Origin of the sequence: Streptomyces seoulensis (assembly GCF_004328625.1) — a bacterium.
Taxonomy (GTDB): Bacteria; Actinomycetota; Actinomycetes; order Streptomycetales; family Streptomycetaceae; genus Streptomyces; species Streptomyces seoulensis.
This window is the reverse complement of sequence record NZ_CP032229.1, coordinates 5,675,848-5,701,542: the sequence shown is the minus strand read 5'-3', so window position 1 is coordinate 5,701,542 and position 25,695 is coordinate 5,675,848. Positions and strand designations below refer to the sequence as shown.

The 25,695-nt window shown below is 72.7% G+C and carries 23 protein-coding genes; 11 read left to right on the top strand and 12 right to left on the bottom strand.

All coding sequences use genetic code 11. The annotated features are described in order from the left end of the window. Positions 1–67 precede the first annotated feature (67 nt). Complete coding sequence (locus tag D0Z67_RS26275; RefSeq protein ID WP_031182136.1) at positions 68–1,822, top strand: NlpC/P60 family protein; 1,755 nt, start codon at positions 68–70, stop codon at positions 1,820–1,822. An 88-nt stretch (positions 1,823–1,910) separates the two neighbouring features. On the opposite strand, the gene D0Z67_RS26270 is transcribed toward D0Z67_RS26275, so the two are convergent. The 3 genes from D0Z67_RS26270 to D0Z67_RS26260 are packed head-to-tail and all read right to left on the bottom strand — an operon-like array spanning position 1,911 to position 5,277. Beyond that, positions 1,911–2,660, bottom strand: coding sequence for a succinate dehydrogenase/fumarate reductase iron-sulfur subunit (locus tag D0Z67_RS26270; RefSeq protein WP_031182135.1), 750 nt, complete (start codon positions 2,658–2,660; stop codon positions 1,911–1,913). Further along, on the bottom strand, positions 2,657–4,603 hold the full coding sequence (locus D0Z67_RS26265) for a fumarate reductase/succinate dehydrogenase flavoprotein subunit (protein WP_031182134.1): 1,947 nt from the start codon (positions 4,601–4,603) through the stop codon (positions 2,657–2,659). Before D0Z67_RS26265 ends, D0Z67_RS26270 begins: the two co-directional genes overlap by 4 nt. Before the next feature lie 2 nt (positions 4,604–4,605). Beyond that, positions 4,606–5,277 (bottom strand): succinate dehydrogenase, encoded by a 672-nt coding sequence (locus D0Z67_RS26260; protein ID WP_031182133.1) that lies wholly within the window; start codon positions 5,275–5,277, stop codon positions 4,606–4,608. Positions 5,278–5,395: 118 nt separating this feature from the next. On the opposite strand from D0Z67_RS26260, the gene D0Z67_RS26255 reads away from it, so the two are divergent. After that, positions 5,396–6,280: a LysR family transcriptional regulator gene (locus D0Z67_RS26255; protein WP_031182132.1), complete on the top strand. Its 885-nt coding sequence runs from the start codon at positions 5,396–5,398 to the stop codon at positions 6,278–6,280. A 2-nt stretch (positions 6,281–6,282) separates the two neighbouring features. Here D0Z67_RS26255 and D0Z67_RS26250 read toward each other — a convergent pair whose 3' ends face one another. From D0Z67_RS26250 to D0Z67_RS26240, 3 genes are all read right to left on the bottom strand, one after another. Continuing rightward, a complete protein-coding gene (locus D0Z67_RS26250; RefSeq protein ID WP_031182131.1) occupies positions 6,283–8,412 on the bottom strand; it encodes a putative bifunctional diguanylate cyclase/phosphodiesterase in 2,130 nt (709 codons plus the stop codon). Beyond that, positions 8,409–9,221, bottom strand: coding sequence for an SAM-dependent methyltransferase (locus D0Z67_RS26245; RefSeq protein WP_031182130.1), 813 nt, complete (start codon positions 9,219–9,221; stop codon positions 8,409–8,411). Before D0Z67_RS26245 ends, D0Z67_RS26250 begins: the two co-directional genes overlap by 4 nt. A 231-nt stretch (positions 9,222–9,452) precedes the next feature. Beyond that, entirely contained in the window at positions 9,453–10,400 is a 948-nt protein-coding gene (locus D0Z67_RS26240; RefSeq protein WP_031182129.1) for an SCO0930 family lipoprotein, read from the bottom strand. An 813-nt stretch (positions 10,401–11,213) separates the two neighbouring features. On the opposite strand from D0Z67_RS26240, the gene D0Z67_RS30450 reads away from it, so the two are divergent. Both D0Z67_RS30450 and D0Z67_RS26225 read left to right on the top strand, forming a co-directional pair. Next, on the top strand, positions 11,214–11,342 hold the full coding sequence (locus tag D0Z67_RS30450) for a hypothetical protein (RefSeq protein ID WP_267974114.1): 129 nt from the start codon (positions 11,214–11,216) through the stop codon (positions 11,340–11,342). A 30-nt stretch (positions 11,343–11,372) separates the two neighbouring features. Then, a complete protein-coding gene (locus tag D0Z67_RS26225; RefSeq protein WP_078873315.1) occupies positions 11,373–12,131 on the top strand; it encodes a bestrophin-like domain in 759 nt (252 codons plus the stop codon). 91 nt (positions 12,132–12,222) lie between these two features. Here the strand turns inward: D0Z67_RS26225 and D0Z67_RS26220 are convergent, their stop codons facing one another. Next, positions 12,223–13,017: a hypothetical protein gene (locus D0Z67_RS26220; protein WP_031181289.1), complete on the bottom strand. Its 795-nt coding sequence runs from the start codon at positions 13,015–13,017 to the stop codon at positions 12,223–12,225. A 333-nt stretch (positions 13,018–13,350) separates the two neighbouring features. Here D0Z67_RS26220 and D0Z67_RS26215 point away from each other — a divergent pair, with 333 nt between their 5' ends. Continuing rightward, positions 13,351–14,040 carry a class F sortase gene (locus D0Z67_RS26215; RefSeq protein ID WP_031181290.1) on the top strand — a complete coding sequence of 230 codons (690 nt, stop codon included), beginning with the start codon at positions 13,351–13,353 and terminating at the stop codon, positions 14,038–14,040. Between the two features lie 39 nt (positions 14,041–14,079). On the opposite strand, the gene D0Z67_RS26210 is transcribed toward D0Z67_RS26215, so the two are convergent. After that, entirely contained in the window at positions 14,080–14,919 is an 840-nt protein-coding gene (locus D0Z67_RS26210) for a polysaccharide deacetylase family protein (protein WP_031181291.1), read from the bottom strand. Positions 14,920–15,063: 144 nt separating this feature from the next. Here D0Z67_RS26210 and D0Z67_RS26205 point away from each other — a divergent pair, with 144 nt between their 5' ends. Then, on the top strand, positions 15,064–15,537 hold the full coding sequence (locus tag D0Z67_RS26205; RefSeq protein ID WP_031181292.1) for a universal stress protein: 474 nt from the start codon (positions 15,064–15,066) through the stop codon (positions 15,535–15,537). Here the strand turns inward: D0Z67_RS26205 and D0Z67_RS26200 are convergent. Beyond that, on the bottom strand, positions 15,473–16,729 hold the full coding sequence (locus tag D0Z67_RS26200) for an MFS transporter (RefSeq protein WP_234312754.1): 1,257 nt from the start codon (positions 16,727–16,729) through the stop codon (positions 15,473–15,475). The genes D0Z67_RS26205 and D0Z67_RS26200 overlap by 65 nt on opposite strands. Before the next feature lie 109 nt (positions 16,730–16,838). Here D0Z67_RS26200 and D0Z67_RS26195 point away from each other — a divergent pair, with 109 nt between their 5' ends. Together D0Z67_RS26195 and D0Z67_RS26190 are read left to right on the top strand one after the other, a co-directional pair. Continuing rightward, positions 16,839–17,762, top strand: a complete 924-nt coding sequence (locus tag D0Z67_RS26195) for a LysR family transcriptional regulator (protein ID WP_031181294.1) — start codon at positions 16,839–16,841, stop codon at positions 17,760–17,762. A 90-nt stretch (positions 17,763–17,852) separates the two neighbouring features. Then, on the top strand, positions 17,853–19,274 hold the full coding sequence (locus tag D0Z67_RS26190; protein WP_031181295.1) for an amino acid permease: 1,422 nt from the start codon (positions 17,853–17,855) through the stop codon (positions 19,272–19,274). Here the strand turns inward: D0Z67_RS26190 and D0Z67_RS26185 are convergent, their stop codons facing one another. Next, positions 19,275–20,375 carry a CapA family protein gene (locus D0Z67_RS26185; RefSeq protein WP_031181296.1) on the bottom strand — a complete coding sequence of 367 codons (1,101 nt, stop codon included), beginning with the start codon at positions 20,373–20,375 and terminating at the stop codon, positions 19,275–19,277. 228 nt (positions 20,376–20,603) lie between these two features. On the opposite strand from D0Z67_RS26185, the gene D0Z67_RS26180 reads away from it, so the two are divergent. The 3 genes from D0Z67_RS26180 (at position 20,604) to D0Z67_RS26170 (ending at position 22,648) form a co-directional block, all read left to right on the top strand. After that, positions 20,604–21,149, top strand: a complete 546-nt coding sequence (locus D0Z67_RS26180) for a sigma-70 family RNA polymerase sigma factor (protein ID WP_031181297.1) — start codon at positions 20,604–20,606, stop codon at positions 21,147–21,149. 134 nt (positions 21,150–21,283) lie between these two features. Next, positions 21,284–21,799: a hypothetical protein gene (locus tag D0Z67_RS26175; RefSeq protein ID WP_031181298.1), complete on the top strand. Its 516-nt coding sequence runs from the start codon at positions 21,284–21,286 to the stop codon at positions 21,797–21,799. Positions 21,800–21,994: 195 nt separating this feature from the next. Continuing rightward, on the top strand, positions 21,995–22,648 hold the full coding sequence (locus tag D0Z67_RS26170; protein WP_031181299.1) for a zf-HC2 domain-containing protein: 654 nt from the start codon (positions 21,995–21,997) through the stop codon (positions 22,646–22,648). A gap of 10 nt (positions 22,649–22,658) precedes the next feature. Here D0Z67_RS26170 and D0Z67_RS26165 read toward each other — a convergent pair whose 3' ends face one another. Next, positions 22,659–23,522, bottom strand: coding sequence for an Fpg/Nei family DNA glycosylase (locus D0Z67_RS26165; protein ID WP_031181300.1), 864 nt, complete (start codon positions 23,520–23,522; stop codon positions 22,659–22,661). A 42-nt stretch (positions 23,523–23,564) separates the two neighbouring features. Further along, positions 23,565–25,640 carry a SpoIIE family protein phosphatase gene (locus D0Z67_RS26160; RefSeq protein WP_031181301.1) on the bottom strand — a complete coding sequence of 692 codons (2,076 nt, stop codon included), beginning with the start codon at positions 25,638–25,640 and terminating at the stop codon, positions 23,565–23,567. Positions 25,641–25,695 lie beyond the last annotated feature (55 nt).

Below are 25,695 nucleotides of genomic sequence, written 5' to 3'. Positions count from 1 at the left end.
TCCGGTTCGGAGCCGATCCGCGCCGGACGCGGTCGTGTGCGCGGCCGGATACGGGATCATGCGTCTCATGATCCACACTTCGCGCCGCGGTCTGCTGGCCGCCTTCGCCGTCACCGCCGCCTCTCTGCCCCTGGGCGCCCTGGCCACCGCCCCCGCGCGGGCCGACGCCCTGCCCACGCCCGTGGACCCGCTGCCCGCCCCGGCCGGGCTGACCTCGGCCCGCTCCTCGGTGACCCTGCCGCCGCTGGACGCCTCCTACTTCTCCCAGGTCACCCTCACGACACCGCTCACCGCCACCGTGCTGCCCGGCACCCCGGCCCGCACCGAGATAACCAGCGGCGGCAGACGGGTCGCCCTGCTCACCCGGGGCGCGCGGACCGTGCTGGTGCCGGGCCCTCGCAGAACGTTCGCCGAGAACAAGCGGCCCTTCGTGGACGACTTCGGGCGCACCCTGCCGGACACCTCGCTCCCGGCCGCCGACCGCTCGTACTGGGGGACCTCGCCGGGCGGCGGGAGCTGGTCCACGCTGGGCCCGGCCGACACCGACTACTCGGTGCTGCCCGGCACCGGCGTCATCGCCCTGACCACCGACTACGCCAGCCGCCACGCGACCCTGCGGGACGACCGGATCGCCGATGTGGACGTGCGCGCCACCGCACGCTTCGACAAGGTGCCCACCGGCCAGGCGTGCTCCTACGCGCTCTCCTTCGGCTACCAGGACACCCACAACAACTACCGCGCCCGGCTCTCCTTCCTGACCAGCGGCGCGGTGGAGCTGCGGGTCGAGAAGGAGGTCGCCGACACGGTCACCCAGCTCGCCACGGCCGCCACCCTCGCCACCGGCGTCCCGGCGGGCACCGACTTCACGGTCCGGGTGCGCCGGGAGGGCACCCGGATCAGGGTCAAGGCATGGCGGACGAGCACGGCGGAGCCGTCCGGCTGGGCGGTGGACGTCACGGACTCCGCCTTCGGCGCGGGCCGGGTGGGCCTGCGCGCGCTGGCCAACCAGGGCTGCACCAACCTGCCGGTGAGACTCCAGGTGAGCCGCTTCGAGGTGGACGCGGCGAACTGGGACACCCCGCCGACCGTCACCCACGGCGACTGGGTGCGCGTGCTGCCCGAGCCCTTCGACGGCACCTGGACGGCCGACCTGGAGCGCACGGTGCGCGGCTGGGCCGGGTCGACGGCACCGGACGTGCTCGCGTACGCCGCGATGTTCCTCGGCGGCGCCCCGGCGGTCACCGCCGGGGACGGCCCCGCGCGGGGCAAGCAGGTGCTGGGCGAGTCCGGGTACGGCTACCTGGACCCGCAGGGCTACCGCTACGAGGGCGCCGACTTCCACGAGTACATGAACGTGGGCTGGACCTTCCCCGACGGCACCTACACCGGGCCCTCCAGCAAGCAGGCCGGCAATCTGGACTGCTCCGGTTACACGCGGATGGTCTACGGCTACCACCTGGGCGTTCCGCTGGCGGCCGGCGCGGACACCTCGGGGACGCGGATACCGCGCAAGTCACGTGACATCGTCGACTACGCGCCCGGTGTCGTCGTCGACCGGACGACCGGCACCACCCCGCCCGCCGCCGCGCTGCTCCAGCCCGGCGACCTGGTGCTGTTCAACGCCGACTCCAGCGACGACCACGCGACGGTGACCGTGGACCACGTCGGGATCTACCTCGGCCCGGACGCCGACGGCAAGCGGCGCTTCCTGTCCAGCCGGAAGACGGCCGACGGTCCCACCATGTCCGACCTCGGCGGCGCGTCCCTCCTGGACGGCACCGGCACCTACGCGACGTCCCTGCACACGGTCCGCCGTATCTGACCCCCGGAACACAGCAGACGGGGCCGGGGATGAGCACCACTCCCGGCCCCGCCCGTCCGCCCCCTTCGGCGAACGTCTGCTGGGGCGGCTACCGCTTGCCCGCCTTGCGGGTGGCGCGCAGCCACTCCTTGTTCATGCCGGTGATGGAGAACAGCGGGATTCCCTTGGGGCAGGCGGTGGCGCATTCGCCGGCCAGGGTGCAGCCGCCGAAGCCCTCCGCGTCCATCTGGGCCACCATGTCCAGCACCCGGGTCTCCCGCTCGGGGGCGCCCTGCGGGAGGACGTTCAGGTGGTTGACCTTGGCCGAGGTGAACAGCATCGCGGCGCCGTTGGGACAGGCCGCCACGCAGGCCCCGCAGCCGATGCACTCCGCGTGCTCGAAGGCGAAGTCGGCGTCCGGCTTGGGCACCGGCGTGGCGTGCGCCTCCGGGGCGGCGCCCGTGGGCGCGGTGACATAGCCGCCGGCCTGGATGATCCGGTCGAAGGCGGACCGGTCCACCACCAGGTCCTTGATCACCGGGAAGGCGGCGGCCCGCCAGGGCTCGATGTCGATGGTGTCGCCGTCGCGGAAGGACCGCATGTGGAGCTGGCAGGTGGTGGTGCGCTCGGGGCCGTGGGCGTCGCCGTTGATGACGAGGCTGCACGCGCCGCAGATGCCCTCGCGGCAGTCGTGGTCGAAGGCGACGGGGTCCTCGCCCTCGAGGATGAGCCGTTCGTTCAGGACGTCCAGCATCTCCAGGAAGGACATGTCGGGCGAGATGCCGTCCACCTCGTAGGTGGACATGGCGCCGTCGGTGTCGGCGTTCCGCTGGCGCCAGACGCGCAGGGTGAGCCTCATGCGTAGCTCCGCTGGGTGGGGTGGACGTACTCGAAGACCAGGTCTTCCTTGTGCAGGACAGGGGCCTCGCCGGTGGCGGTGAACTCCCAGGCGGCCGCGTAGCCGAACTCGTCGTCGTGCCGGGCCGCCTCTCCGTCCGGGGTCTGGGACTCCTCGCGGAAGTGGCCGCCGCAGGACTCGGCGCGGTGCAGGGCGTCGAGGCACATCAGCTCGGCCAGTTCGAGGTAGTCGACGATGCGGTTCGCCTTCTCCAGCGACTGGTTGAACTCCTCGCCGGTGCCGGGAACCTTGATCCGGCGCCAGAACTCCTCGCGGATACGGGGGATCTCGGCGAGCGCCTTGCGCAGGCCCTCGGCGTTGCGGGCCATGCCGCAGAACTCCCACATCAGCTCGCCGAGTTCACGGTGGAACGAGTCGGGGGTGCGGTCGCCGTCGACGGCGAGGAGCAGGTTGACCCGGTCCTCGGTCTCGGCCAGCACCTCCTGCACCTCGGGGTGCCCGTCGGTCAGCGGCTCCTGGTGCGGGTGGCGGGCCAGGTAGTCGTTGAGGGTGGCCGGCAGCACGAAGTAGCCGTCGGCCAGGCCCTGCATCAGCGCGGAGGCGCCGAGCCGGTTGGCGCCGTGGTCGGAGAAGTTGGCCTCACCGATGGCGAAGAGACCGGGGACGGTGGTCTGGAGGTCGTAGTCGACCCAGAGCCCGCCCATCGTGTAGTGCACGGCGGGGTAGATCCGCATCGGGACCTCGTACGGGTCCTCGTCGGTGATCCGCTGGTACATGTCGAAGAGGTTGCCGTACTTGGCCTCCACCGCCTTGCGGCCCATGCGCGCGACGGCGTCGGAGAAGTCCAGGTAGACGCCCTGGCCGCCGGGTCCGACCCCGCGCCCCTCGTCGCAGACGTTCTTGGCGGCGCGGGAGGCGATGTCGCGCGGGACCAGGTTGCCGAAGGAGGGGTAGATCCGCTCCAGGTAGTAGTCCCGCTCGTCCTCGGGGATCTCCTGGGGCGGACGGGTGTCGCCCTCCGCCTTCGGCACCCAGATACGGCCGTCGTTGCGCAGCGACTCGCTCATCAGCGTCAGCTTGGACTGGTGGTCGCCGGTGCGCGGGATGCAGGTGGGGTGGATCTGGGTGAAGCAGGGGTTGGCGAACAGCGCGCCGCGCCGGTGCGCCCGCCAGATGGCGGTGGCGTTGGAGTTCATGGCGTTGGTCGACAGGTAGAAGACGTTGCCGTAGCCGCCGCTCGCCAGCACCACCGCGTCCGCGAAGTAGGTGTCGATCTTCCCGGTGATCAGGTCGCGGGCGACGATGCCGCGCGCCCGGCCGTCGACCACGATCAGGTCGAGCATCTCGGTGCGCGGGTGCATCTCCACGTTCCCGGCCGCGATCTGCCGGGACAGCGCCTGGTAGGCGCCCAGCAGCAGCTGCTGTCCGGTCTGGCCGCGGGCGTAGAAGGTGCGGGAGACCTGGACGCCGCCGAAGGAACGGGTGTCCAGCAGCCCGCCGTACTCGCGGGCGAAGGGCACGCCCTGGGCCACGCACTGGTCGATGATCTCCACCGAGATCTGCGCCAGGCGGTGCACGTTGGACTCGCGGGCCCGGAAGTCGCCGCCCTTGACGGTGTCGTAGAACAGCCGGTGCACGGAGTCGCCGTCGTTGCGGTAGTTCTTCGCCGCGTTGATGCCTCCTTGCGCCGCGATGGAGTGGGCGCGGCGCGGGGAGTCCTGGTAGCAGAACTGGACGACGTGGTAGCCCTGTTCGGCGAGCGTGGCGCCCGCCGAGCCGCCCGCGAGGCCGGTGCCGACGACGATGACGGTGTGCTTGCGCCGGTTGGCCGGGTTGACCAGCTTGGCCTCGAAGCGGCGGGTGTCCCAGCGCTCCTGGACCGGGCCGGAGGGGGCCTTGGTGTCGGCGACCGGGTCGCCGGTCACGTAGTCGGTGTAGGTCATGGTCAGCTCACCACTCCGGTCATGACGCCCACGGGTACGGCGATGAAACCGGCCGTGAGCAGCAGCGCGAGGACGTTTGCGGCACCCTTCAGGAACCGTTCCCGACTCCGGCCGCCGGCGCCGAGGGTCTGGGCGGCGCTCCAGAAGCCGTGCCGGATGTGCAGGCCGAGGGCGAGCATCGCCACGATGTAGATGACGTCGCCGTACCACGTGGAGAAGGTGTCCACCACGTTCTGGTACGGGTGGCCCTCCTGGAAGCCGCCGGAGTGCACGGTGCCGGTGGTCAGGTCCAGCAGGTGCCAGACGATGAAGAGGCCGAGGATGATCCCGCCCCAGCGCATGGTCCGGGTGGCGTAGCTGGTGCGCGCCTTCTTGTGCACGTACTTGCTGGGCCGGGCCTTGATGTCGCGCCGGCTGAGCTGGTAGGCGGCGGTGGCGTGCGCGACCACCGCGACGACCAGGACGACCCGGATGATCCAGAGCGTCCACTCGTAGTGCATGAACGGCTCGCCGACCGTGCGCAGCCAGTGGGCGTAGCTGTTGAATTCGCCGGCCCCGAAGTAGATCTTCAGGTTCCCGATCATGTGCGCGACCAGGTACAGCAGCATCACGATGCCGCTGACGGCCATCACGGTCTTCTTGCCGACGGAGCTGTCCCAGACCGTGCGCGCCATCGACGGCCGTCGGTCCGTCCGCGTTGCCAGAGCCATGGACAGGACGTTACGACCGGCGGCCCGATCGGTCCAAGACATGGATCGGCTGGTTTCCATAGTCTCTGGCTATCCTTGAGGGATGCAGTTCCAGCAGCTCCAGTACTTCGTGGCCGTGGCCGAGACCCGGCACTTCACCCGTGCCGCCGAGCGGGTGCATGTCGCGCAGCCCTCGCTCTCCCAGCAGATCAGGGCGCTGGAGCGGGAGCTGGGCGCGGATCTGTTCGTCCGGGCGCGGGGCAACATCGCGCTGACCGACGCGGGCGAGGCGCTGCTGCCGCTGGCCCGCCGCATCCTCGCGGACGCGGACACCGCCCGCCACGAGGTGCAGGAACTGGTCCAGCTCCGGCGCGGCCGGGTCCGGCTCGGCGCCACCCCGAGCCTCTGTACGGGCCTGCTGCCGGACGTGCTGCGCGCCTTCCACGACCGCTATCCGGGCATCCAGCTCCTGGTCCAGGAGAGCGGCTCCCGCGACCTCGTCCGCGAACTCGCCCGCGGCGCGCTCGACCTCGCCCTGATCGTCCTCCCCCTCCCGGCCCCGGCACCCGCCCTGACCACGGTCGAGCTGCTGCGGGAGGACCTGGTCGTGGTCTCCTCCCCCGAGGCACCGGCCCCCGGCGGAGGGCGCCCCACCGTGGAGATCTCCGACCTCGAGAACGAGCGCCTGGTGATGTTCCGCCACGGCTACGACCTCCGCGAGCTCACCGTCAACGCGTGCCGCTCCGCCGGCTTCGAGCCGGAGTTCGCCGTGGAGGGGGGCGAGATGGACGCGGTCCTCGGGTTCGTCCGGGCGGGGCTCGGTGTGGCCGTCGTCCCTCGCATGGTGGCCAGCCGCGCAGGCCGGGGCCTCCGGGTGACCCCGCTGGCCCGCCCCGGCCTCTCCCGCACCATCGCCCTGGCCCACCGAAGCGACGTGGCTCCGCCTCGGGGGGCCAGGGAGCTGCAGAGGATGCTGCTGGAGCGGTAGCGCTAGCCCGTCGCGTCCGCCAATGCCAAGGTGTGGAGGTGTTCCGGGGGCCCCGGGCGGGCGTAGTACCAGCCTTGGGCTGTGTCGCAGCCGAGGAGGCGGAGTTGGTCGGCCTGGGCGCTGGTTTCCACGCCTTCCACCGTGACCGCGAGGTCGAGGCTGTGGGCGAGGGAGACTATGCCCTCCACGATCTTGAGGTCGACCGGGTCGGCGGGGTACTGCTGCATGCCCTGGGTGAAGGAGCGGTCGAGTTTGAGGACGCTGACCGGGAGGCGGCGGAGGTTGGCGAGGTTGGAGTAGCCGGTGCCGAAGTCGTCCAGGGCTATGTCGACGCCCATCTCGGCCAGCCGGCGCAGCGGCTTCAGCAGGCCGTCGTCGGCGCCGATCAGCGCGGACTCGGTGACCTCCAGGCACAGCGCGTCCGGGGTGACCCCGGCGCGCTCCAGGATGTCGACGGTGTCCTGCACCAGGCCGGGGTGGGTGAGCTGGCACGGAGAGAGGTTGACGTTGATCCGCAGCGGGCCGGCCGTCTTCTCCCGCCAGGCACGGGCCTGCCGGATCGATTCCTCAAGGACCCACCGGCCCAGCGGCACGATCAGCCCGGTGTGCTCGGCCAGCGGGATGAAGCGGTCCGGGCCGAGCACCCCGTGCTGCGGATGCAGCCAGCGGACCAGGGCCTCCGCGCCGCTCACCGTGCCGTCGCCGAGGTGGACCAGGGGCTGGTACTCGATGAAGAACTCGCCGCGTTCCAGCGCACTGGGCAGCGCGGTGGTGAGCCCGTGCCGGGTGATCGCGCGGGCGTCCGCCTCCGGGTCGGCCAGCTCCGCCCGGTTGCCGCCCGCCGACTTGGCCCGGTACATCGTGATGTCGGCGCTGCGCAGCACCTCCGCCGCCGTACGCTCCCCCGCCGGGCCCTCCACGATGCCGAGGCTGCCGCGCACCAGGAGGTCGCGGCCGTCGATGCCGACCGGGGTGAGCAGGGCGTTGGTGATGCGTTCGGCCAGCTCCTCCACCCCGCGCTCGGTGTCGCGGCCGGTGGTGAGGGCCACGAACTCGTCGCCGCCCAGCCGGGCCACCATCTCGCCGGACGCGGTGGTGCAGGACTGGAGCCGGTCGGCGACCTCCACCAGCAGCCGGTCGCCGGCCGCGTGGCCGAGGCTGTCGTTGATGGCCTTGAAGCCGTCGAGGTCGAGGTAGCAGAGGCCGAAGCGCTGGCCCTCGCCCGCCGCGAGCGCCTTCTCCAGCCGCTCGAAGAACAGGGTGCGGTTGGGCAGGCCGGTGAGGGCGTCGTGGGTGGCCTCGTAGCGCAGCCGGAGGTGGAGCAGGCGCCGCTCGGTGGTGTCCTCCATCAGCGCCAGCTGGTACTGCGGGGTGCCGTCGGCGTCGCGGAGCAGGGAGACCGTGAGGTTGGTCCACAGGGCTGTGCCGTCGGTCCGGTTGAACGCCTTCTCCACGTGGTAGTGGTCGCGTTCGCCCCGCACGAGTTCCTCGTAGAGCCGCCAGGTCTGCGGCGCGTCCTCGGGGTGGGTCCAGTCCCGGACCTTCCGGCCGCGCATCGCGGTCTCGGAGACACCGAACATGCGCTGCAGGGCGCCGTTGACCTGGAGGATGTTGCCGTCGAGGTCGGCGATGCTGATACCGATCGCGGCGCCCTCGAACACCGCGCGGAAGCGGGCCTCGCTGGCGTGCAGGGCCTCGGCGACCACGCCCTGGGCGCGGAGCGCGGCCTGCGCGATGGACTCCTGCTCGGCGAGGGTGCGCTCGCGCAGCGCCTGGGCGTACCCGGCGGCCATGGCGTGCTGCAACCGCGAGGAACGCATGCGGAGTTGGTCCTGCGGGCTGTCGTCACCGCAGTACAGGACGAGGTAGGCGTCGACGCAGTCCAGGGTGCGGGCGAGCACCTCGGGGTCGGTGCCGTGCGCCTCGACCAGCGCGGCGCCGACGGCGCGTGCCTCACCGGCGTCGAAGCTTCTGGCCCTGAGCGCGTGGCTGAGGCGGTGGGCGAGGGGGAGCAGCCGCTCCTCGAACTCGGCGCGGGTGAGCGACGTGGAGGTGACGGGGTAGACGGCCCGGCTCCATATCGTCGTCAGCCGCCGCACTCTGCCCTCCGGGCCGTCCGGCTCCGCGCTCACGCCGTACGCCCCACGCCGGCGAACCCGGAGAACGCGAAGTCGTCCTCGTCCTCCCGCGCCGACTCCGGCCGCCAGTCCGGGAGATGGACCAGTCCGGGCTCGACCAGCTCGAAGCCGTCGAAGAAGCGGGCGATCTCGTCGCGCGGGCGCATCACCAGCGGGTTGCGGATGTCCCGGTACACGTCCACCGCGCCCTCGGCGCGCTCCTCGGGCAGCGGGATGCCCTCGAAGGAGGCGTGGGTGAGGATCAGCAGGCTGCCCGGCGCGAGCGCGGCGCGCAGCTCGGCCACCGCGCGGTGCGGATCGTCGGTGTCCTCCAGGAAGTGCAGGACGGCCACCAGCAGCAGGGCCACCGGCCGGTCGAGGTCGATCAGCCGGGCGACCTCGGGGCTGGTGAGGATCTCCCGCGGCTTGCGCAGGTCGGCGGCGACGACACCGGCGTCCTCGTTGCCCGCGAGCACCGCCTGGCTGTGCGCGACGGCGACGGGGTCGTGGTCGACGTAGACCACCCGGGCGCCGGGCCGGGCGGCCTGGGCTATCTCGTGGACGTTGCCGAAGGTGGGGATGCCGGAGCCGACGTCGAGGTACTGGTCGATGCCCTGCTCGGCGGCGAAGCGCACGGCCCGGCGCAGGAACGCCCGGTTGGCCTGCATGATCTTGGGCAGGCCGGGGAGGAACTCCATCGCCTTGCGGGCCGCTTCCCGGTCGACCTCGAAGTTGTGCGAACCGCCCAGGTAGTAGTCGTACATGCGCGAGACGCTCGGCACCGAGATGTCGATGCTCCGGGGGGCCCAGGCGGGGCGCTCCATGTATCACTCCAAGGCGTAGGCGGCGGGGACGGGCGAGCCGGGTGTTCGAGCTGAGGCTACTGATCGCCCGCCAAAGGGGCGACCCGAAACGGAAATTGACCATCCGTTCCCGGTCACCGCCTGCGGGAAGTACCCGTCCGACCCCGCTGGGTGACGGTCGGCGCGCATGACGAAGGGCCCGTCGCCGCCGCGTGACACGGACGGTACGGGCCCTGCGCCGGGCGGTGACCGCTACTGGGCGGGCGCGCCGATCGGCTTGCCCTCGGGCGAGACGGCGTACCAAGTGCCGCCCACACCCTGGCCGTTGGTGTCACCGGGGGCCTTGTCACCGGTGAAGGTGTAGATGGGCCAGCAGTTGACCGACATCTGCTTCACACCGTCGGGGCGGGTGAAGGGCATCAGGCCCTTCTTCTTGACGCCCTGGGTGTCGTCGGCGCTCACCGGGCCGACCGCCGGCCACTTCTCCAGGCACGCCCCGGTGCAGTTGGAGACGGACTTGGGCCACGCCTTGTCCTTGAGGAAGCGGTAGACCGTGCGGCCGTTCTTGTCGACGACGATGTCACCGAGCTTGGGGTCCTTGCGGACCGAGAGGCCGGGCAGCGAAGCCAGCGACGCCTTCTTGCCATTGGGGGCGAGCGCGAACCACTTGCCGCCCACACCCTGGCCGTTGACGTCGCCGGAGTTGAGGTCCTTGGCGTAGCGGTACGCGGGCCAGCCGCCGATGGTGAGCTGCTTGGTGCCGTCGGCGCGGGTGACCTCGCCGAGCTTGGCCTTGTCGATGCCGGCGCCGGCGTTGGCGTCGTCGGCGGGGACCGGGGGCCAGGTGGTGGCGCAGTCGCCGTCACAGCTGGACTTCGGCGGCTCGGCCGTGTCCTTGTCGAAGCGGTACAGGGTGAGACCGGAACCGTCGGTGAGCACGTTGCCGAGCTGCGGGTTGGTGGCCACCGTCAGCTTGCCCGCGGGGGCGGCGGGGGTCGGGGAGGCGCTGCTCTGGGCACCGTCGGCGCCGTAGCCGTTGCCCGCGATTCCGGTGCCGATACCGGCGGCGCTGGCCGACGCTCCCACGTTCTGGGCCGCCGCGGCCGGGGGCGTGGCGCTGTCCTGACCGCACGCCGTCGTCAGGGCCAGCACCGAAGCGGCCGTGGCCACCAGTGCGGCGGTCCGCCAGGAGGTCTTCATCCTCAACTCCCCATTTTCGCCAGTTTGTTGCGGCGCTACTGAATCACCGCACGGCCATGGGTACGCGGCCCGGGGGGCGGAGTGTTCAACGGAACGGCGAAAAACTTTCGGCGGTGTCCCACGGGGCGTGCCGAGGGGGTGGCGGTGCGTACGGGCGTACCCATCGCTCCGGCGGGGCCGCGTGGCGCGTCAAACCAGGTGGGGCGCGATGTCCCTCCTTCGGACCAATCCCCGTACGAATGGTCGCGGGGGCGTCGCGCGGCCTCCATGATCTCGCTCGTGCAAGGTCCCCAAGCAACCCGATGCGCGGTCGCCGTCAGGGCGTTGGCGCTGTTCGCGGTGGTGTGGAGCGTGGTCGGCTGCCCGGTCGGCACGGCGTCGGCCGACGCCTGCGCCTACGCCTCCACGGGCCCGGACGGCACGGTGGCCGTGGCGGTGGCCGGAAACCACCACCCCTGGCCCCCGCCCTGCCTTCCGCACCCCCCGCCACCGTGCCCGCCGACGCCCACTCCGACCCCGACTCCCACTCCTACGCCCACCCCGACACCCCCGCCGCCGCCCACCCCCACCCCGACTCCGACGCCCACACCGACTCCCGCTCCTCCCCCGCCGCCGAAGCCGCAGCCGAGACCTCAGCCGCCCAAGCCGCAGCCGCGTCCGACACCGCCCGCCCCCGAGCCCCCCGTCCGGCCGACGCCGCCCCCACCGGCACCGCGCCCGGCGCCGCCACCACCGCCCGCCCCGGCGCCCGTACCCGCGCCGCCCCGGCCGGCGCCGAAGCCGCCACCCACCCCACGGCCGACCGTGACCCCGGTGAGCTACCCGGCGTACCACGTCCGTGCCACCCGGCACATCGCCCGCTCCCACACCTCACCGGTCCGCTACGTCCTGCTCGTCACCATCCCCGCGATCGTCGCCGTCGCGGCGCTGCGCCCGCGGTGACGCGGCCGCACCCACCTCTGGAGGTATCCGTTGTCGGATTGGCTCGTTCTCGTCCTGGGCATGCTGGGCGCCTGTGCCGTGGTCGTGCTCATCACACTCGTCCGGCACCGGCGGGCCCCGGAGGACGAGGACCCCAGTGAGACGCCCGACGTCATCGAGTACATGACGATGTGGATCGGGGTGGTGTACGCCATCGTGCTGGGCCTGGCCATCGCGGGTGTCTGGGAGGCACGCAGCGCGGCCGGGGACACCGTCCAGGCCGAGGCGCAGGCGCTCCACGAGGTCTCCGAGCGCGCCCGGGTGTACCCGGCGGACGTGCGCGACCAGATCCGCGCGGACGTCGACGCGTACGTCTCGTACGTCGTGGACACCGAGTGGAAGTCGATGACGGACAAGGGGGAGGTCACCGCGCGGGGTTCGCGGCTGCTGGACAAGGTGCGGCAGGACGTGACGGACTACCAGCCGCGCAGCGACTTCGAGGCGCAGGCGTACCAGCCGCTGGTGGACCAGGTGGCGGCGGCCGACCAGGCGCGCAACGCACGCGCCGACTCCACCGGCCCGACCATGCCGCCCGTGGTGTGGTGGGGGCTGCTCGCCGGGGCGGTGATCACGGTGGGCATGGTGTTCGCCCTGCAGATCCGGCGCACCGCGCGGGAACTGGTCCTCGCGGGGCTGTTCTCGGCCACCATCGCGTTCATGCTGTTCCTGATCTGGGACTTCGACGCCCCCTTCAGCAGGGGCATCGCGGTCACGGCGGAGCCGTTCCTGACGCTGTTCCCGCACACGTAGGACATGCCGGGGGCCCTCGTCCCGGCCCGGCGAGGGGTGGGGCGAGGGCCCGTGGCGGCGTGTCCCGCGCCGGCGAGGGCGCGGGCGGGGCTCAGGCGCGCTTCTCGGTACGGCGGCGCAGCCAGACGGCGCCGCCGCCGAGCGCGGCCGAGGCGACGAGTCCGCCGCCGATGGCCATGTCCGCGCGGGACGCGCCGGTGGTGGAGCTGCCGCCGAGGCCGCCGTTGACACCGCCGATCACGGTGAAGGCGTTCCGGCGGGTCAGGGTGCGGCCGCCGCACTCGACGGTGATGTCGTAGCGGCCGGGCCGGGCGTTGCGGTCGACGGTGACGGTGACGCGGGAGGCGCTGCCGTTCCCCTGCAGCCGGGCGGCGCGGAAGGCGCGCGAGGTGACGGTGCCACCACGGCAGCCCTCGACGGCGATGGTCAGGCGGCCGCCGGCCGGGAGAACGCTGGGGGTGACGAGGATGTTGCGGAGGTTGCCGTCGTCGCCACCGCCGCCGTGACCGCCGTTGCCACCGCCGTTGCCGTTCCCGTTGCCACCGCCGAAGTTGTCGTTGCCCCGGTTGCCGTTGCCGTTGCCGTTCCCGAAGTTGTCGTTGCCGTGCCCGTTGCCGTTCCCGAAGTTCCCGTTGTTGTTGCCGTTGCCGAAGTTCCCGTTCCCGTTGCCGTTCCAGTTGTTGTTGCCGTTGAAGTTCCCGTTGCCGTTGTTGAAGTTGCCGTTGAAGTTGCCGTTGCCGTTGATCACGCCGGTGTTCGGGCTGACCCCGGTGACGGTGGTGGTGCCGTTCCCGTTGCCCATGCCGTCCGCGACGGCGACGGGGGCGGCGACACCGAGCACGGCGATCGCGGCGCACGTGGCCGCCAAGGCACGCTGGTTACGCATGTGTTCCTCCGCGAGAGGCACGCCGGGGCCGGTCCCCGGTCGATCGGCGAGAAAGCACCTCCCGACTGAACCCTCAGGCGCAAGGAACACGCCCGCATGTCGAGAATGGTCCGTCCTGGTGAGCACCCCTCCTGTCCGACAACCACACAATCGGATATCGCCGCAGGTCACACCCCGTCAGAAATTATCTCCGCCCCGCAACTCGGATGGCGCACCCCCGGGGCAGGCCGCCACCCGTTCGCCCGCCGCCCCGTCGCCGCCCCTCGGCGCGGGACTTAGCGTTTTCCCATGCGCGACGGACGTGGTGACAGCCGCGTCGAGAGGGGATGGCGAATGTCTGCGTCCGAGCTGGCGGAGTGGAGCGAACGGGAGGAGCGGCGCAGGAGACGCGCACCCTGGGGCGTGCTGGCGCTCGTGCTGCTGACCGGTGTGGCGCTGATCCGGAACGGGTCCGGCGAGTTCGACGTGGGCCCCCCGCAGCCCGCGGCGGCCGCCGCCCCGGCCCCCGACGTACGGTCCACGCGGACCGCGGAGGGACCCGCGCCCGTGTCCGTCCCGGCCGGCCTGTCGTTCTCCCCCGCCGACCGGGTCCGTATCCCGGCGATCCAGGTCGACGCCCCGGTCACCCCGGTGGGCCTGGACGCGGACGGCTGGGTCGGCGCGCCCCCGCCGGAGGACCCGAACCTGGCCGGCTGGTTCACCGGTGCGGTCTCCCCCGGCGAGAAGGGCACCTCGGTGATCGTCGGCCATGTCGACAACACCAAGGGACCCGCCGTCTTCTACGGGCTCGGCGCGCTGAAGAAGGGCGACCGGATCGACGTGGCCCGCCAGGACGCCCGGACCGCGGTGTTCGAGGTGTACGGGGTGGAGGTCTTCGAGAAGAGCAAGTTCCCCGGCGACCGCGTCTACGGCTCCAAGGGCACCCCGGAGCTGCGGGTGATCACCTGCGGCGGCGGCTTCTCCAAGCAGAACGGCTACGACGGCAACGTGGTCGTCTTCGCCCGCCTGGTCACGGGAGCCTGAGCCCCCGCGACCGGGCGGCGCACGGCAGAGGTCATGCGTCTAGGTCATGCGGCGGGGCGGCACGGTCAGGTGGTAGCCGTGGTCGAGCAGATAGGGCAGGTACTCGCGGATCGCGCGGACGCTCTGCGTCCGGTCGCCCCCGGCGTCGTGGGAGAGGATGACGACGCCGGGGGCGGCGCCGTGTTCCACCCGCTTGATCACCGTGCTCGTGCCGGGGGTCATCCAGTCGGTGGTGTCGACGGTCCAGGCCATCGGCTCCATGCCCATCTCGGCGCCGAGCTGGAAGGTGGCCCGGTTCCAGGCGCCGTAGGGGGCGCGGAACCACTGGGGGCGGTCCCCGTAGGCGTCCTCGATGACATCGCTGGTGCGCTCGATCTGGTCGCGGATGTCGCCCCGGGTCAGCTGGGTGAGCAGCGGGTGGTCCCAGGTGTGGTTGCCGACCACATGTCCCTCCTCGGCCATCCGGGCCAGGAGTTCCTTGTTGTCGACGGCCATCTCCCCGCACACGAAGAACATCGCGCGGACGTCGTACTTGGCGAGGGTGTCCAGGATGTGCGGGGTGTAGTCGGGGTGGGGGCCGTCGTCGAAGGTGAGCATCATGTTCCGGCCCTTGCCGGTGAGGCGCAGGATGGGCTGGTGACGCACCTTCAGCTTGCCGGGGACGGCGTTGTGCGGGGTGCCGGCGCCGATGAGGGGCTGGAGGCGGAACGCGGAGGGCTTGAGGACCTGGCGGGCCTGGGGCCCGGCGAGGCCGGCGGTGGTGCGGGCGGCCTCGTCGCCGCCGCCCGACATGAGGACTCCCCCGGCGCCCGCGGCGCCGAGGAGGGCGGCCGAGCCGAGGAGCATCCGGCGCCGTGTGAACAACTGATCCTTCTCCATGAACCATCAGTCGCCCCCCGACCCCGCGCCGCACCGCACCGACACCGGTGCGGCGGGTCCGTTCCACCCGGTCGGCGGCGCGTTTCCGGGGGCACTCCTGCCCGTCCTCTGGACGGAACGGCCGCTTCCGATAGCCTCACCGCCGTGACGGAACAGCAGGCAGAGCACGAGCGGCACCGGTTCGAGCGGGGCACGGACGGTCCCAAGGTCATCGTCGTCGGCGTGGACGGCTCCGACTCCTCGCTGCGGGCGGCCGCGTACGCGGGCGGTCTGGCCCGGCGGCAGGGGGCGCTGCTGGCGGTGGTGTACGTGCAGCCGGTGCTGGCGGCCGGGGCGGCGCTCGGGGTGCCGGTGGCGCAGGCCACGGACGAGATCGCCGAGGACCTGATCGCGCAGATCAGGGAGGCGGCGGAGCGGGTGAAGGGGATATTCGAGGTGCGCTGGGAGTTCCACACCTTCCGCGGCGACCCCTTCAACGGCCTGGTCCAGGCGGCCGACGAGCTGAAGGCGGACGCGGTGGTCGTCGGCGCCTCGGAGCAGGCCGGCCACCGGATCATCGGCTCGGTGGCGGTCCGGCTGGTGAAGGCGGGACGCTGGCCGGTGACCGTCGTCCCGTAGCGAGGGACCGCAGCATCGGCGCGGTCGCCAGGAGCAGCACCCCGGCCGCGGCGATGGCGGTGCGCGGGCCGGTGAGCGAGGCCATCAGGCCCCACAGTGCGGTCAGCGCGGCCGTACCGGTCCTGGTGGAGACCGACCAGGCGGAGAGCGTACGGGCGACCCGGTCGTCCGGGGTGCGCTCCAGCCGCTCGGCGGCGAGCACCGGGGTGAACACGCTCGCGCAGGTGATCAGGCCCAGCTCGACCGCCATGACGAGGACCAGGCCGGGCACGCCGGGCCGGACGAAGGCCAGCCCCAGCGGCCAGCAGGCCCGCAGCACGCCCGAGACGAGCAGCACCCGGCGCCTGCCGTACCGGGCGGCGAGCGGGCGGGCGAGCCGGGAGCCGAGGAGGCCGCCCAGGCAGGGCACGGCGAAGGCAAGACCGTACTGCCAGGGTTGGAAGCCGAGCGGGCCGAGCATCAGGACGGCGAGCAGCGGGGCCTGGGCCATGATCAGGCCGTTCACCGCGACCGTGTTGAGGAACAGCGGACGCAGCTCGCGGCTGGTGAGCAGGTGCCGCCAGCCGTCGAGGAGGTCGGCGGCGCGCGGGCGTGAAGGGTCGCGGGGCGGCCGTTCCGGGGCGGTCTCGGGGCCCTTGATGGCGCGGATGCCGAGGGCGGACAGCAGGAAGCTGAGGGCGTTGGCGGCGACCGTCACCACGGGCCCGAACAGGCCGACGGCGGCGCCGCCCAGCGGGGGTCCGAGCACCGTGGCGGTCCAGGTGGTGGACTCGAACCTGCTGGTGGCGGTGAGCAGCCCGGCACGCGGTACGAGGCTCTTCAGATGGGCGCCGGAGGCCGCGGTGAAGGTGAGGTCGGCGGCGGCCACGACCATGGAGACGAGCAGCAGCTGGCCGAAGCCGAGCACGCCGAGGAAGTGGGCGGCGGGGACGGCGAGCAGGGCGGCGCACCGGACCAGATCCGCCAGGATCATGACGGGACGCTTGCGGCGGAACTCCATCCAGGGTCCGAGCGGCACCGCGAGCAGCGCGCCCACGGCCGGTCCGGCGGAGGCCAGCAGCGCCACCTGGGCGGGGCCCGCGTGCAGCACGAGAAGCGCGATCAGGGCGAAGGCGTCGAACGCCAGCCAGGTCCCGGCCGCGCTCACGGCGTACGCCGCCCACAGCCATCCGAACCGCGACCCCAGCTTCACGCACAACCTCCCGTTGACCGGAGTTATGAAATCGGCCCGGATACGGCGGGAGCAAACAACCAAACCCCTCGTCGACACAACCACCGGTTGTAGCGCTACCCTGTCCGCCATGGACCTCAAGGCCGTACGCACCTTCGTCGCCGTGGCGGACGCGGGGCAGTTCCAGGAGGCGGCCGCCGTGCTCGCCGTCACCCAGCAGGCCGTCTCCAAGCGGATCGCCGCGCTGGAACGGGACCTCGGGGTGCGGCTGTTCACCCGGACCGCGCGGGGCGCCGAACCGACGCTGGACGGGCGGGCGTTCCTGCCGCACGCGCGGGCGCTGCTGCTGGCCGAGGAGCGGGCGGCCGCCTCGGTCCGGCCGGGCCGCCGGGCGCTCCGGGTGGACGTGATCGGCCCCCGGGTCGCCCCGGCCGTCCTGCTGCGCGGCTTCCACGAGGCGCATCCGGGGGTGGAGCTGGACGTGGTCACGCTGTTCGACGCGGACAGCGCCGTCGCCGCCGTGCGGGCGGGCCGGGTCGACGCGACCTTCCGCGCGGTCGGCATGCCGGGCCGGCGGCTGCCGGAGAGCCTGGCGAGCGCCCGGGTGCTGGACGAGCCGCTGTATCTGCTCACCGGCCCGGAGCACGCCTTGGCCGACGCCGAGTCGGTGACCCCCGCCGAGCTGGCCGGGCACCGGATCTGGATGCCGAGCATCGTGGAGGGCGTCGAGTGGGCCGCCTACTACGCCTCGCTGGCGGCGGAGTTCGGGCTCACCATCGACTCGGCCGGCCCCAACTTCGGCAGCGCGGCGATGCTGGAGCGGATCGCCGGGTCACCGGAGCTGGCCACCTTCATGGGGGAGCACCCCCGGCACGCCGGGCGCGACCTGCGGCTGATCCCGATCACCGATCCGACCCCGGTCTATCCGCACTCCCTGATCTGGGACCGGGCCAACGCGCACCCGGCCCTGACCGCGCTGCGCACGCATCTGACCGGCGGGTCCGGTGCGCCGCGCCCCCTTGGCACCTGGGTCCCGGACTGGGCCGTGACCTGAGCGGTCGTGCGTGGCGCCTTCCGAACGGGCCGCCCCTGAGCCATCATGATCCGCCGTCAGCCGTTTGCCGCCGGGGAAGAGGTGAGGCGTGTGGCCAAGATCCGTTCGGGTGAGGGGATTCTCCGTCGCAAACCCATTGAACACATCGAGGAGTCCGACACGGGCGAGGGCGGTCTGACCCGTTCGCTCGGCCTGTGGCAGCTCACCGCGATCGGGGTGGGCGGCATCATCGGCGCGGGCATCTTCACGCTCGCCGGCACGGTCGCCAACGGCAAGGCCGGGCCGGCCGTGGTGGTGTCGTTCCTGATCGCCGGTTTCGCGAGCGCCTGCGCGGCGCTGTCGTACGCCGAGTTCGCGGGCATGATCCCGAAAGCGGGATCGGCGTACACCTACGGGTACGCGGTGCTGGGCGAGTTCGTGGGCTGGTTCATCGGGTGGGACCTGCTGCTGGAGTACACCGCGATCGTGGCGGTGGTCGCCATCGGCATCTCCGGCTACTTCAGCTTCCTGGTGGAGGAGGCGGGCGCCGACCTGCCCGCGTGGATGCTGGGCGCGCCCGGCACCGGCGCGGGGCACCGGGTCGACCTGTTCGCGGCGATCCTGTGCGTGCTGATCGCGTGGCTGCTGAACCTGGGCATGAAGAGCGCGGCCCGGTTCGAGACGTTCGTGGTGGCGCTGAAGGTACTGGTGGTGCTGCTGGTGATCGCGGTGGGCTTCTTCCACATCAACACCGCGAACTACCACCCCTTCTTCCCCTTCGGCATCAGCGGCGCCTTCACCGGCGCGGCCACCGTGTTCTTCGCCGTGTTCGGCTACGACGCGATGTCGACGGCGGCCGAGGAGTCCAAGGACGCCCAGAAGCACATGCCGAAGGCGATCATCTACTCGCTGATCATCTCGATGGTGCTGTACGTGGCGGCCTGCCTGGTGCTGACCGGCATGCAGAACTACAAGGACATCGACCCGGAGAGCGGGTTCTCCTCGGCCTTCAAGTCGGTGGGCCTCGGCGGTCTCGCCGATGTCATCGCGGTGGGCGCGATCATCGGCATCCTCACGGTGATGTTCACCTTCATGCTGGGCGTCACCCGGGTCTGGTTCTCGATGGCCCGCGACGGGCTGCTGCCCCGCTGGTTCGCCAAGACGCACCCGACCCGGCACGTGCCCACCCGGGTGACCTGGATCGTGGGCGTCGGGGCGGCCGCGATCGCCGGGTTCGTGCCGATCGGCGAGGCGGCCGAGCTGACCAACATCGGCATCCTGCTGGCGTTCGTGGTGGTGTGCGTGGCGGTGATCGTGCTGCGCTACCGGCAGCCGGACCTGCCACGCGGCTTCCGTACCCCGCTGATGCCGTTCATCCCGGCGCTCGGCGCGCTGTTCTCGCTCTGGCTGGTCACCTTCCTGGAGTGGGAGACCTGGGTGCGGTTCGCCGTCTGGTTCCTGATCGGCTGTGTCGTCTACTTCGGCTACTCCTACCGGCACTCGGCGCTGGCCCGGCGGACGCCCGCCGAGTGATCACTGCCCCATGGTGAGCCCGGCCTTGGCCGCGCCCCGGCTCAGTACGGTGTTCCGTACCCGGTCGCGGGTGGCGGCGAGGTCGGCGCCCGCGGTGACGGCCCGGTTCACGTCGATGGCACGGCCGGCGTCGAGGTCGTACACCTGGGGCAGGAACTCGGCGCGGCGCACCTCCCAGCGGGCGCCGGGCTTGACCGGCGGGGCGAAGGTGAAGCGGGCGAGGGTGGACTCGTTGCCGCGCCACTCCCCCGCACCGGCGCCGCCGTCCGCGATCTGGTCGCCCAGCCCGAAGACCACCCAGGTGCCGTTGACCTTCTCGTACGGCTGGGGCACCTGGGTGTGGTCGCCGAGGACGAGGTCGATGTCGGGGCGCCCGCCGGACTTGGCGGCTGTGAGCTGCTTGGCGAGGGTGATCTGTCCGGCGTCCGGCGTGTCCTGGCCTGCGGAGCCCCAGTTGACGGAGAGCACCACCACGTCGGCGCCCGCCTTCCGGGCGGCCCGCGCGGCGGCGGCGATCCGGCCCGCGTCGGCCGGGTCCACCGCCCCGGACTGCCCGGTGGTGTCGTAGGCGTACGACAGATGCGCGACCTTGGCGGTACCCGCGCGCAGCAGGGTGACGGTGCGGGCCTCGGTGTCGGTGCGGGAGGTCCCGGCGTGCCGGACGCCCGCCTGGTCGAGGGCGTTCAGGGTGCGGGTGATCGCGGCGCCGTCGGCCTGCGGGGAGGCGGTGGAGCAGCTGTCGTAGCCGGTGGCGGCGAGGCCCTGGGCCAGCGGGGGCAGCGCGGTGACGGCCGGGTCGCCGTCGGCGCCCTGGACCGGCTCCAGGTGACACAGCGCCAGGTCGGCGCCGGAGACCGCCGGGCGGGCCCCGGCGAGCATGGGGCGGAAGTCGTGCCCGCCGCCGGAGGCGTCGAAGCCCGCCCGGTCGGCGGCGGATGCGTACGGCTGGACCCCGCCGGCGGCGACGAGCGTGAAGCCCTTCCCGGCGCCCGGCGCGGGCTGCCCGGCGCCGGACCCGGCCCGGTCCTGATGCTGGCAGGCGGCCACCGCCGCGAGCACGGCGGTCAGCGCGAGGGCCACCTGATGCCTGCGTCCGATCATCAACTCACCCCAGGATTGCCGGAGGGGACTTGTCGTATTGACAGACAAGTTCTGACGGGCATATGGGTATGAAGCTGACCACCCGCGCAAACAGCCCCTAGCCCATCCGGTGCTGCCGGGCCGCCCGGTGACCGTTCGTCCGACCGCTCACCGAGCCCTGGCGACCGCCCGTCGCACCGGCGTGCGCGCGGGGTGTCGCCGGGGGGCGGGCTGCGCTGCCATACGGCCATGACGGCCGGGACCACTGCCCCAGGGACGACGACCGCCGAGCACGAACTCGCCGCGCTGGCGCGGGAGCACGGGCGGCCCCTCTTCGCGCTGCTGCTGCGGCTGAGCGACGGGGACCGCCAGCGCGCCGAGGATCTGGTGCAGGAGACCCTCGTACGGGCCTGGCAGCACCCCGAGGCGCTGCGCGCCGAGAACTTCGCCTCGGCCCGCCCCTGGCTGCTGACCGTCGCCCGGCGCCTGGCGATAGACGCCCGGCGGGCGCGGCGGGCCCGGCCGCCCGAGGTGGTGGACGAGGTGCCGGAGACCGCGCGCGTGACCGCCGACCACGCCGAGCGGGCCGCCGCCGCGCTCGATGTGCGCGAGGCTGTGAAGACACTCACTCCGCACCACCGTGACGTACTGGTACTCGTGTACTTCCGCGGGGCCAGCGTGGCGGAGGCCGCCGAGATCCTGGGCATTCCACCCGGTACCGTGAAGTCCCGCGCGTACTACGCGCTGCGTGCCCTGCGCCAGGTTCTTCCGGGATACGCGACTGACCTGCGGTGAAACCGGGTGCCGGGTCAAGCCTCGGTAAAGCGCCTTGCCGTGACCCCCGTCGGGGCCATGAGCTGTCCTCATCCGTGTTCCGGGCGGGGGCCGGGTTCGGGCGACGCGCACGCACCGGAGGAAGGCAGGCAGGGATGCTCCACAGAGGTCACGAGCACACGAGCGGCGCCGGCGGCGGTGAACTCACCGTCCCGATGGCCTGGTTCTACGCCGAGTACATCGCCGACGAGCTGCTGCGCACCGGCGATCTGATGCCACCGACGTCCTTCGAGTTCCGGGCGGGCCGGGACGCGCTGGCACTCACCGTCTTCCTGTCCGACACCGAGGGCGAACTCTCCGCGACCCGGGTCGTCTCGCAGCTGGAGAACTGGCTGTCGCTGACGGCGTACGACCAGCCGTGGCGGGAGTGGATCGGCGGCCGGATGGCCGAACGCACCGCGCAGGCGGCCACCTCAAAGACTCCCGACCCGGACCTGGCGCTCGCGGGGGACGCCTGGCGCTGGCTGGAGGAGACCGAGCTGCTCGCGCCCGACCTGGACGCGGTGCCGGGCGGCGGCGCGCCCTGGGGCGAGGACGACGGGCCGAAGGTGTGGACCCCGGCCTGGCAGCTCGGCCTGCCGCTCGGACACCTGGCCATCCATCTGTTCTGAGCCCTGTTCCGGGCCCGCCCCGGGCACCAAACCCGGCGCTTTTCCGGCCAGTCGGAACTCGGACCAATCCGGGGCCCCGGCCGCTCCGAATCCCCATCGGGTTTCTGCGTGCGGCTTGAGTGATTCCGGCGTCCGGTGCGTACCAATGGGTGCACCGCGTAACCCCACCCGCACCCATAGGCACGAGGATTCGGCATGAGGTCCCTGGAAAGGCATCGCGCCGTCGGCGCGTACGCGCTCGGCGTGCTGGACGAGGCGGAGACCTTCCGCTTCGAGGACCACCTCGCCGAGTGCCCCCGGTGCGCGACCGACGCGACCGAATTCGGCCCTACGGCACGGCAGTTGATGCTGTACCGGGAGGCGACGCCCGCCTTCGTGCCCGCCCTGGCCCAGCCCGGCCCCCGCATGCTGGACCGGCTGCTCGGCGAGATCACCGTACGCCACCGGGCCCGGCGGCGCAGAGTCCTCTACGGGCTCGCGGCCTCGGTGGTGCTGGCGGTGGCCGGGCCCGCGGTGATGGCCTTCGCCGGGCACGGCCAGCCCGAGTCCCGCGTCACCGCGGCGACCGATCCGGGCACCGGGGTGTGGGCGCGGGTCACCACCGAGGGCGAGGGCTGGGGCAGCGGGCTGCGGCTGGAGGTGCGGGACAGCGCCGGTCCGCACTCCTGCCGGCTGATCGTGGTCGGCCGGGACGGCTCGGAGCAGGTGGCGGGCGGCTGGAGCGTCGGCGCGCACGACGAGGGCACCACGTCGACCACGGCCGGCTCCTCGCTCGGACCGGACGACATCGACCACTACGAGGTGCGCACCGACAAGGGCGAACGGCTGGTGACCCTGCCCGCGCACTGACCGGCGCGGCTCACTTCAGCAGGCGGGACAGCCTGCGGTCGGCCAGCGGCTTGCCGCCGGTCTGGCAGGTGGGGCAGTACTGGAGCGAGGAGTCGCTGAAGGAGACCTCGCGGATGGTGTCCCCGCACACCGGGCAGGGCTCGCCGGTACGGCCGTGCACCCGCAGCCCGCTCTTCTTCTCCGCCTTCAGCCGCCCGGCCGCGATCCCCCGCGAGCGCTCGACCGCCTCGGTGAGGGTGGTGCGCAGCGCGGTGTACAGACGGGTGGTCTCCTCGGGGGTGAGGGAGGCGGCCAGCTTGAACGGGGACATCTTCGCCGCGTGCAGGATCTCGTCGCTGTAGGCGTTGCCGACCCCGGCGATCAGCGACTGGTCCCGCAGCGTGCCCTTGAGCTGGCGCCGCTCGCTCTTCAGCAGCCCGGCGAAACGCTCCTCGTCGAAGTCGTCGGCGAGCGGGTCGGGACCCAGCCGGGCGATCCCCGGCACCTCGGCCGGGTCGCGCACCACGTACACCGCGAGCCGCTTCTGCGTGCCGGCCTCGGTCAGGTCGAAGCCCTCGCCTCCCTCCAGCGCCACGCGCAGCGCCAGCGGGCCCTTGCCGGGGCGCGGCGGGGCGTCCGGCACCGCGTCACGCCAGTGCAGCCAGCCCGCGCGGGCCAGGTGGGTCACCAGGTGCAGCCCGCCGTCGCTCTCGAGGTCGAGGAACTTGCCGTACCGGCGCACGGCCGTGATCCCCGTGCCCTCCAGGGCGGTGACCGGCGGATCGTAGGTCTTCAGCACGCTGATGGCGAGCGGCTGCACCCGGGTCACCCGGCGTCCGGCCAGGTGCTCGGTGAGGAAGTCCTTCAGCGCTTCTACCTCGGGCAGTTCCGGCATGTGTCCAGGGTGCCACCGCCGGGCCGCGCCGACAGTGGGCGGTCAGCCGTCCGGGTTCATCCGGAACTCGCACCACACGGCCTTGCCGCCGCCACGCGCCTCCACGCCCCAGGCGTCGGCCAGCATGTCGACCAGCAGCAGCCCGCGCCCGGAGACGCCGTCGTCCTGCGGTTCGCGGCGCCGGGGCAGCGCGCTGGAGGAGTCCTCCACCTCGACCCGCAGCCGCCGCTCGCCGCCGGTCAGCAGGCGCAGGGTGACGGTCGCGGAGCCCTCGGTGTGCATCAGCGCGTTGGTGATCAGCTCGTCGGCGACGAGTTCGATCTCGTCGGCCCGCTCCCCGGCGCCCCAGGCCCGCACCTCGGCGCCGATGAGGTGCCGGGCACGGGCGAGGGCCTCGGGGTCGCCGGGGGCGACGTGCTGGCGGAGCCGGCCGCGCGCACCGGGTTCCTCGGGCTCCCGGCGGCGCAGCAGGAGCAGCGCCACGTCGTCGTCGCCACCGCGTTCCTCGGCCATGGCGATCAGGCGCCCGGCGAGTTCGCGTACGTCGTCCGGGCCCTCGGCGAAGCGTTCCGCGAGCTCCCGCATGCCGTCGTCCAGGTCGGCGCCGGGCTGTTCGACCAGGCCGTCGGTGCACAGCAGCAGGGTGTTGCCGGGGTCCAGCTCCAGGGTGGCGACGGGGTACTCCAGACGGCCGAACTCGGCGGACAGGCCGAGCGGGAGGCCGCCCTCCAGGTCCAGGCGCCGGGTGGTGCCGTCGGCGTCCCGGAGCAGCGGGTCGAGGTGGCCGGCGCGGACGACCTGGACGACGCCGGTGGTCAGGTCGGCCTGGGCGTAGAGGCAGGTGGCGAAGCGGTCGGTGTCCAGTTCGTCGAGGAAGACGGAGGCGCGGGCCATGACGGTGGCCGGGGTGTGCCCCTCGGCGGCGTAGGCGCGCAGCACGATCCGGAGCTGGCCCATGACGGCGGCCGCGTGGGTGTCGTGGCCCTGGACGTCCCCGATGACGGCGCCGACCCGGCCGCCGGGCAGCGGGATCAGGTCGTACCAGTCGCCGCCGATGTCCCGGCCGAGGGCGGCGGCGCGGTAGCGGACGGCCACGTCGGCGCCCCGGACGCTGGGGATGGTGCGGGGCAGCATCGCCTGCTGGAGGCCCTGGGCGAGGTCCTTCTCCTGCTCGTAGAGCATGGCGCGCTGGAGGCTCTGGGCGATGCTGCTGCCGAGGGCGACCAGGACGGCGCGTTCCTCGGCGGAGAAGCCGCGCCGGTCGCTGTAGAGCAGGCCCATCGCGCCGAGCGGGCGGGCCTGGGCGATCAGCGGGAGGTAGGCGGCGGAGGTGATGTGCAGCTCGGTGATGTGCGGCCAGAGGATCGGGTACTCCTCGGCGAACTCCTCGGGCGACTCGATGAACCGGGGGACGAGGGTGCGCACGACCTCGCTCATCGGGTAGGGCTCGTCGATCCGGGTGACGCGGGTGCCGGGCACGAAGCTCTCGGTGGGCCCCTCCGCGACCAGCCGGATACGGCCGGCCTCCACCAGGCCGATGACGACGCTGGCGGCGCCGAGGTGGCGGATGCCGTGGGTGTCCTTGAGGGCGTCGATGACGTCCTGGACGCTGCGGGCGTGGGCGAGCGCGGCGGAGACGGCCTCCACGATGCCGGCCTGCTGGCGGAGCGCCTCCTCCTGCGCGGTACGCGGGGCGCGGCCGGGGCTGTCGGCGAGTTCCCGGGTGGCGTCGCGCAGGAGGCCGACGACCCGGTGCGGGCGGCCGGAGCCGTCGCGGCGGATGGCGCCCTGGCTGTGCGCCCAGCGGAAGGTGCCGTCACGGCGGCGGACCCGGAAGTAGGCGCCGTAGGTCTCGCTGCCGTCCTTGATGGCGCGGGCTACCGTCGCGTCCAGCCGGGCCGCGTCCGGCGGGGGGACCCGGGCGGCGAGGGAGGTGGCGCGGCCGTCGTATTCGTCGGGGCGCAGGTCGAAGATCTCGTGGGCGCGGGCGTCCATGTGGAGCAGGCCCGCGTCCAGGTCCCAGTCGAAGCTGCCCATGTGGTTGAGCGCCAGGATCGTGTCCGGGGCGGCGGGCCGGTTCTCCGGGAGTGACAGGGCACTCGCACCCCGATCAGCCATGGGGCCACCTTGCCAGCAAATGTCCGAATCTTCGAGTGGGGCGTGGCAGGGTGTG

Bases quoted from the DNA above. Each gene is read 5' to 3' on its own strand.
- D0Z67_RS26275 (WP_031182136.1), top strand. From the start codon at position 68: ATGATCCACACTTCGCGCCGCGGTCTGCTGGCCGCCTTCGCCGTCACC.
- D0Z67_RS26270 (WP_031182135.1), bottom strand. From the start codon at position 2,660: ATGAGGCTCACCCTGCGCGTCTGGCGCCAGCGGAACGCCGACACCGAC.
- D0Z67_RS26265 (WP_031182134.1), bottom strand. From the start codon at position 4,603: ATGACCTACACCGACTACGTGACCGGCGACCCGGTCGCCGACACCAAG.
- D0Z67_RS26260 (WP_031182133.1), bottom strand. From the start codon at position 5,277: ATGGCGCGCACGGTCTGGGACAGCTCCGTCGGCAAGAAGACCGTGATG.
- D0Z67_RS26255 (WP_031182132.1), top strand. From the start codon at position 5,396: ATGCAGTTCCAGCAGCTCCAGTACTTCGTGGCCGTGGCCGAGACCCGG.
- D0Z67_RS26245 (WP_031182130.1), bottom strand. From the start codon at position 9,221: ATGGAGCGCCCCGCCTGGGCCCCCCGGAGCATCGACATCTCGGTGCCG.
- D0Z67_RS26240 (WP_031182129.1), bottom strand. From the start codon at position 10,400: ATGAAGACCTCCTGGCGGACCGCCGCACTGGTGGCCACGGCCGCTTCG.
- D0Z67_RS26220 (WP_031181289.1), bottom strand. From the start codon at position 13,017: ATGCGTAACCAGCGTGCCTTGGCGGCCACGTGCGCCGCGATCGCCGTG.
- D0Z67_RS26215 (WP_031181290.1), top strand. From the start codon at position 13,351: ATGTCTGCGTCCGAGCTGGCGGAGTGGAGCGAACGGGAGGAGCGGCGC.
- D0Z67_RS26210 (WP_031181291.1), bottom strand. From the start codon at position 14,919: ATGGAGAAGGATCAGTTGTTCACACGGCGCCGGATGCTCCTCGGCTCG.
- D0Z67_RS26195 (WP_031181294.1), top strand. From the start codon at position 16,839: ATGGACCTCAAGGCCGTACGCACCTTCGTCGCCGTGGCGGACGCGGGG.
- D0Z67_RS26185 (WP_031181296.1), bottom strand. From the start codon at position 20,375: ATGATCGGACGCAGGCATCAGGTGGCCCTCGCGCTGACCGCCGTGCTC.
- D0Z67_RS26180 (WP_031181297.1), top strand. From the start codon at position 20,604: ATGACGGCCGGGACCACTGCCCCAGGGACGACGACCGCCGAGCACGAA.
- D0Z67_RS26175 (WP_031181298.1), top strand. From the start codon at position 21,284: ATGCTCCACAGAGGTCACGAGCACACGAGCGGCGCCGGCGGCGGTGAA.
- D0Z67_RS26170 (WP_031181299.1), top strand. From the start codon at position 21,995: ATGAGGTCCCTGGAAAGGCATCGCGCCGTCGGCGCGTACGCGCTCGGC.
- D0Z67_RS26165 (WP_031181300.1), bottom strand. From the start codon at position 23,522: ATGCCGGAACTGCCCGAGGTAGAAGCGCTGAAGGACTTCCTCACCGAG.
- D0Z67_RS26160 (WP_031181301.1), bottom strand. From the start codon at position 25,640: ATGGCTGATCGGGGTGCGAGTGCCCTGTCACTCCCGGAGAACCGGCCC.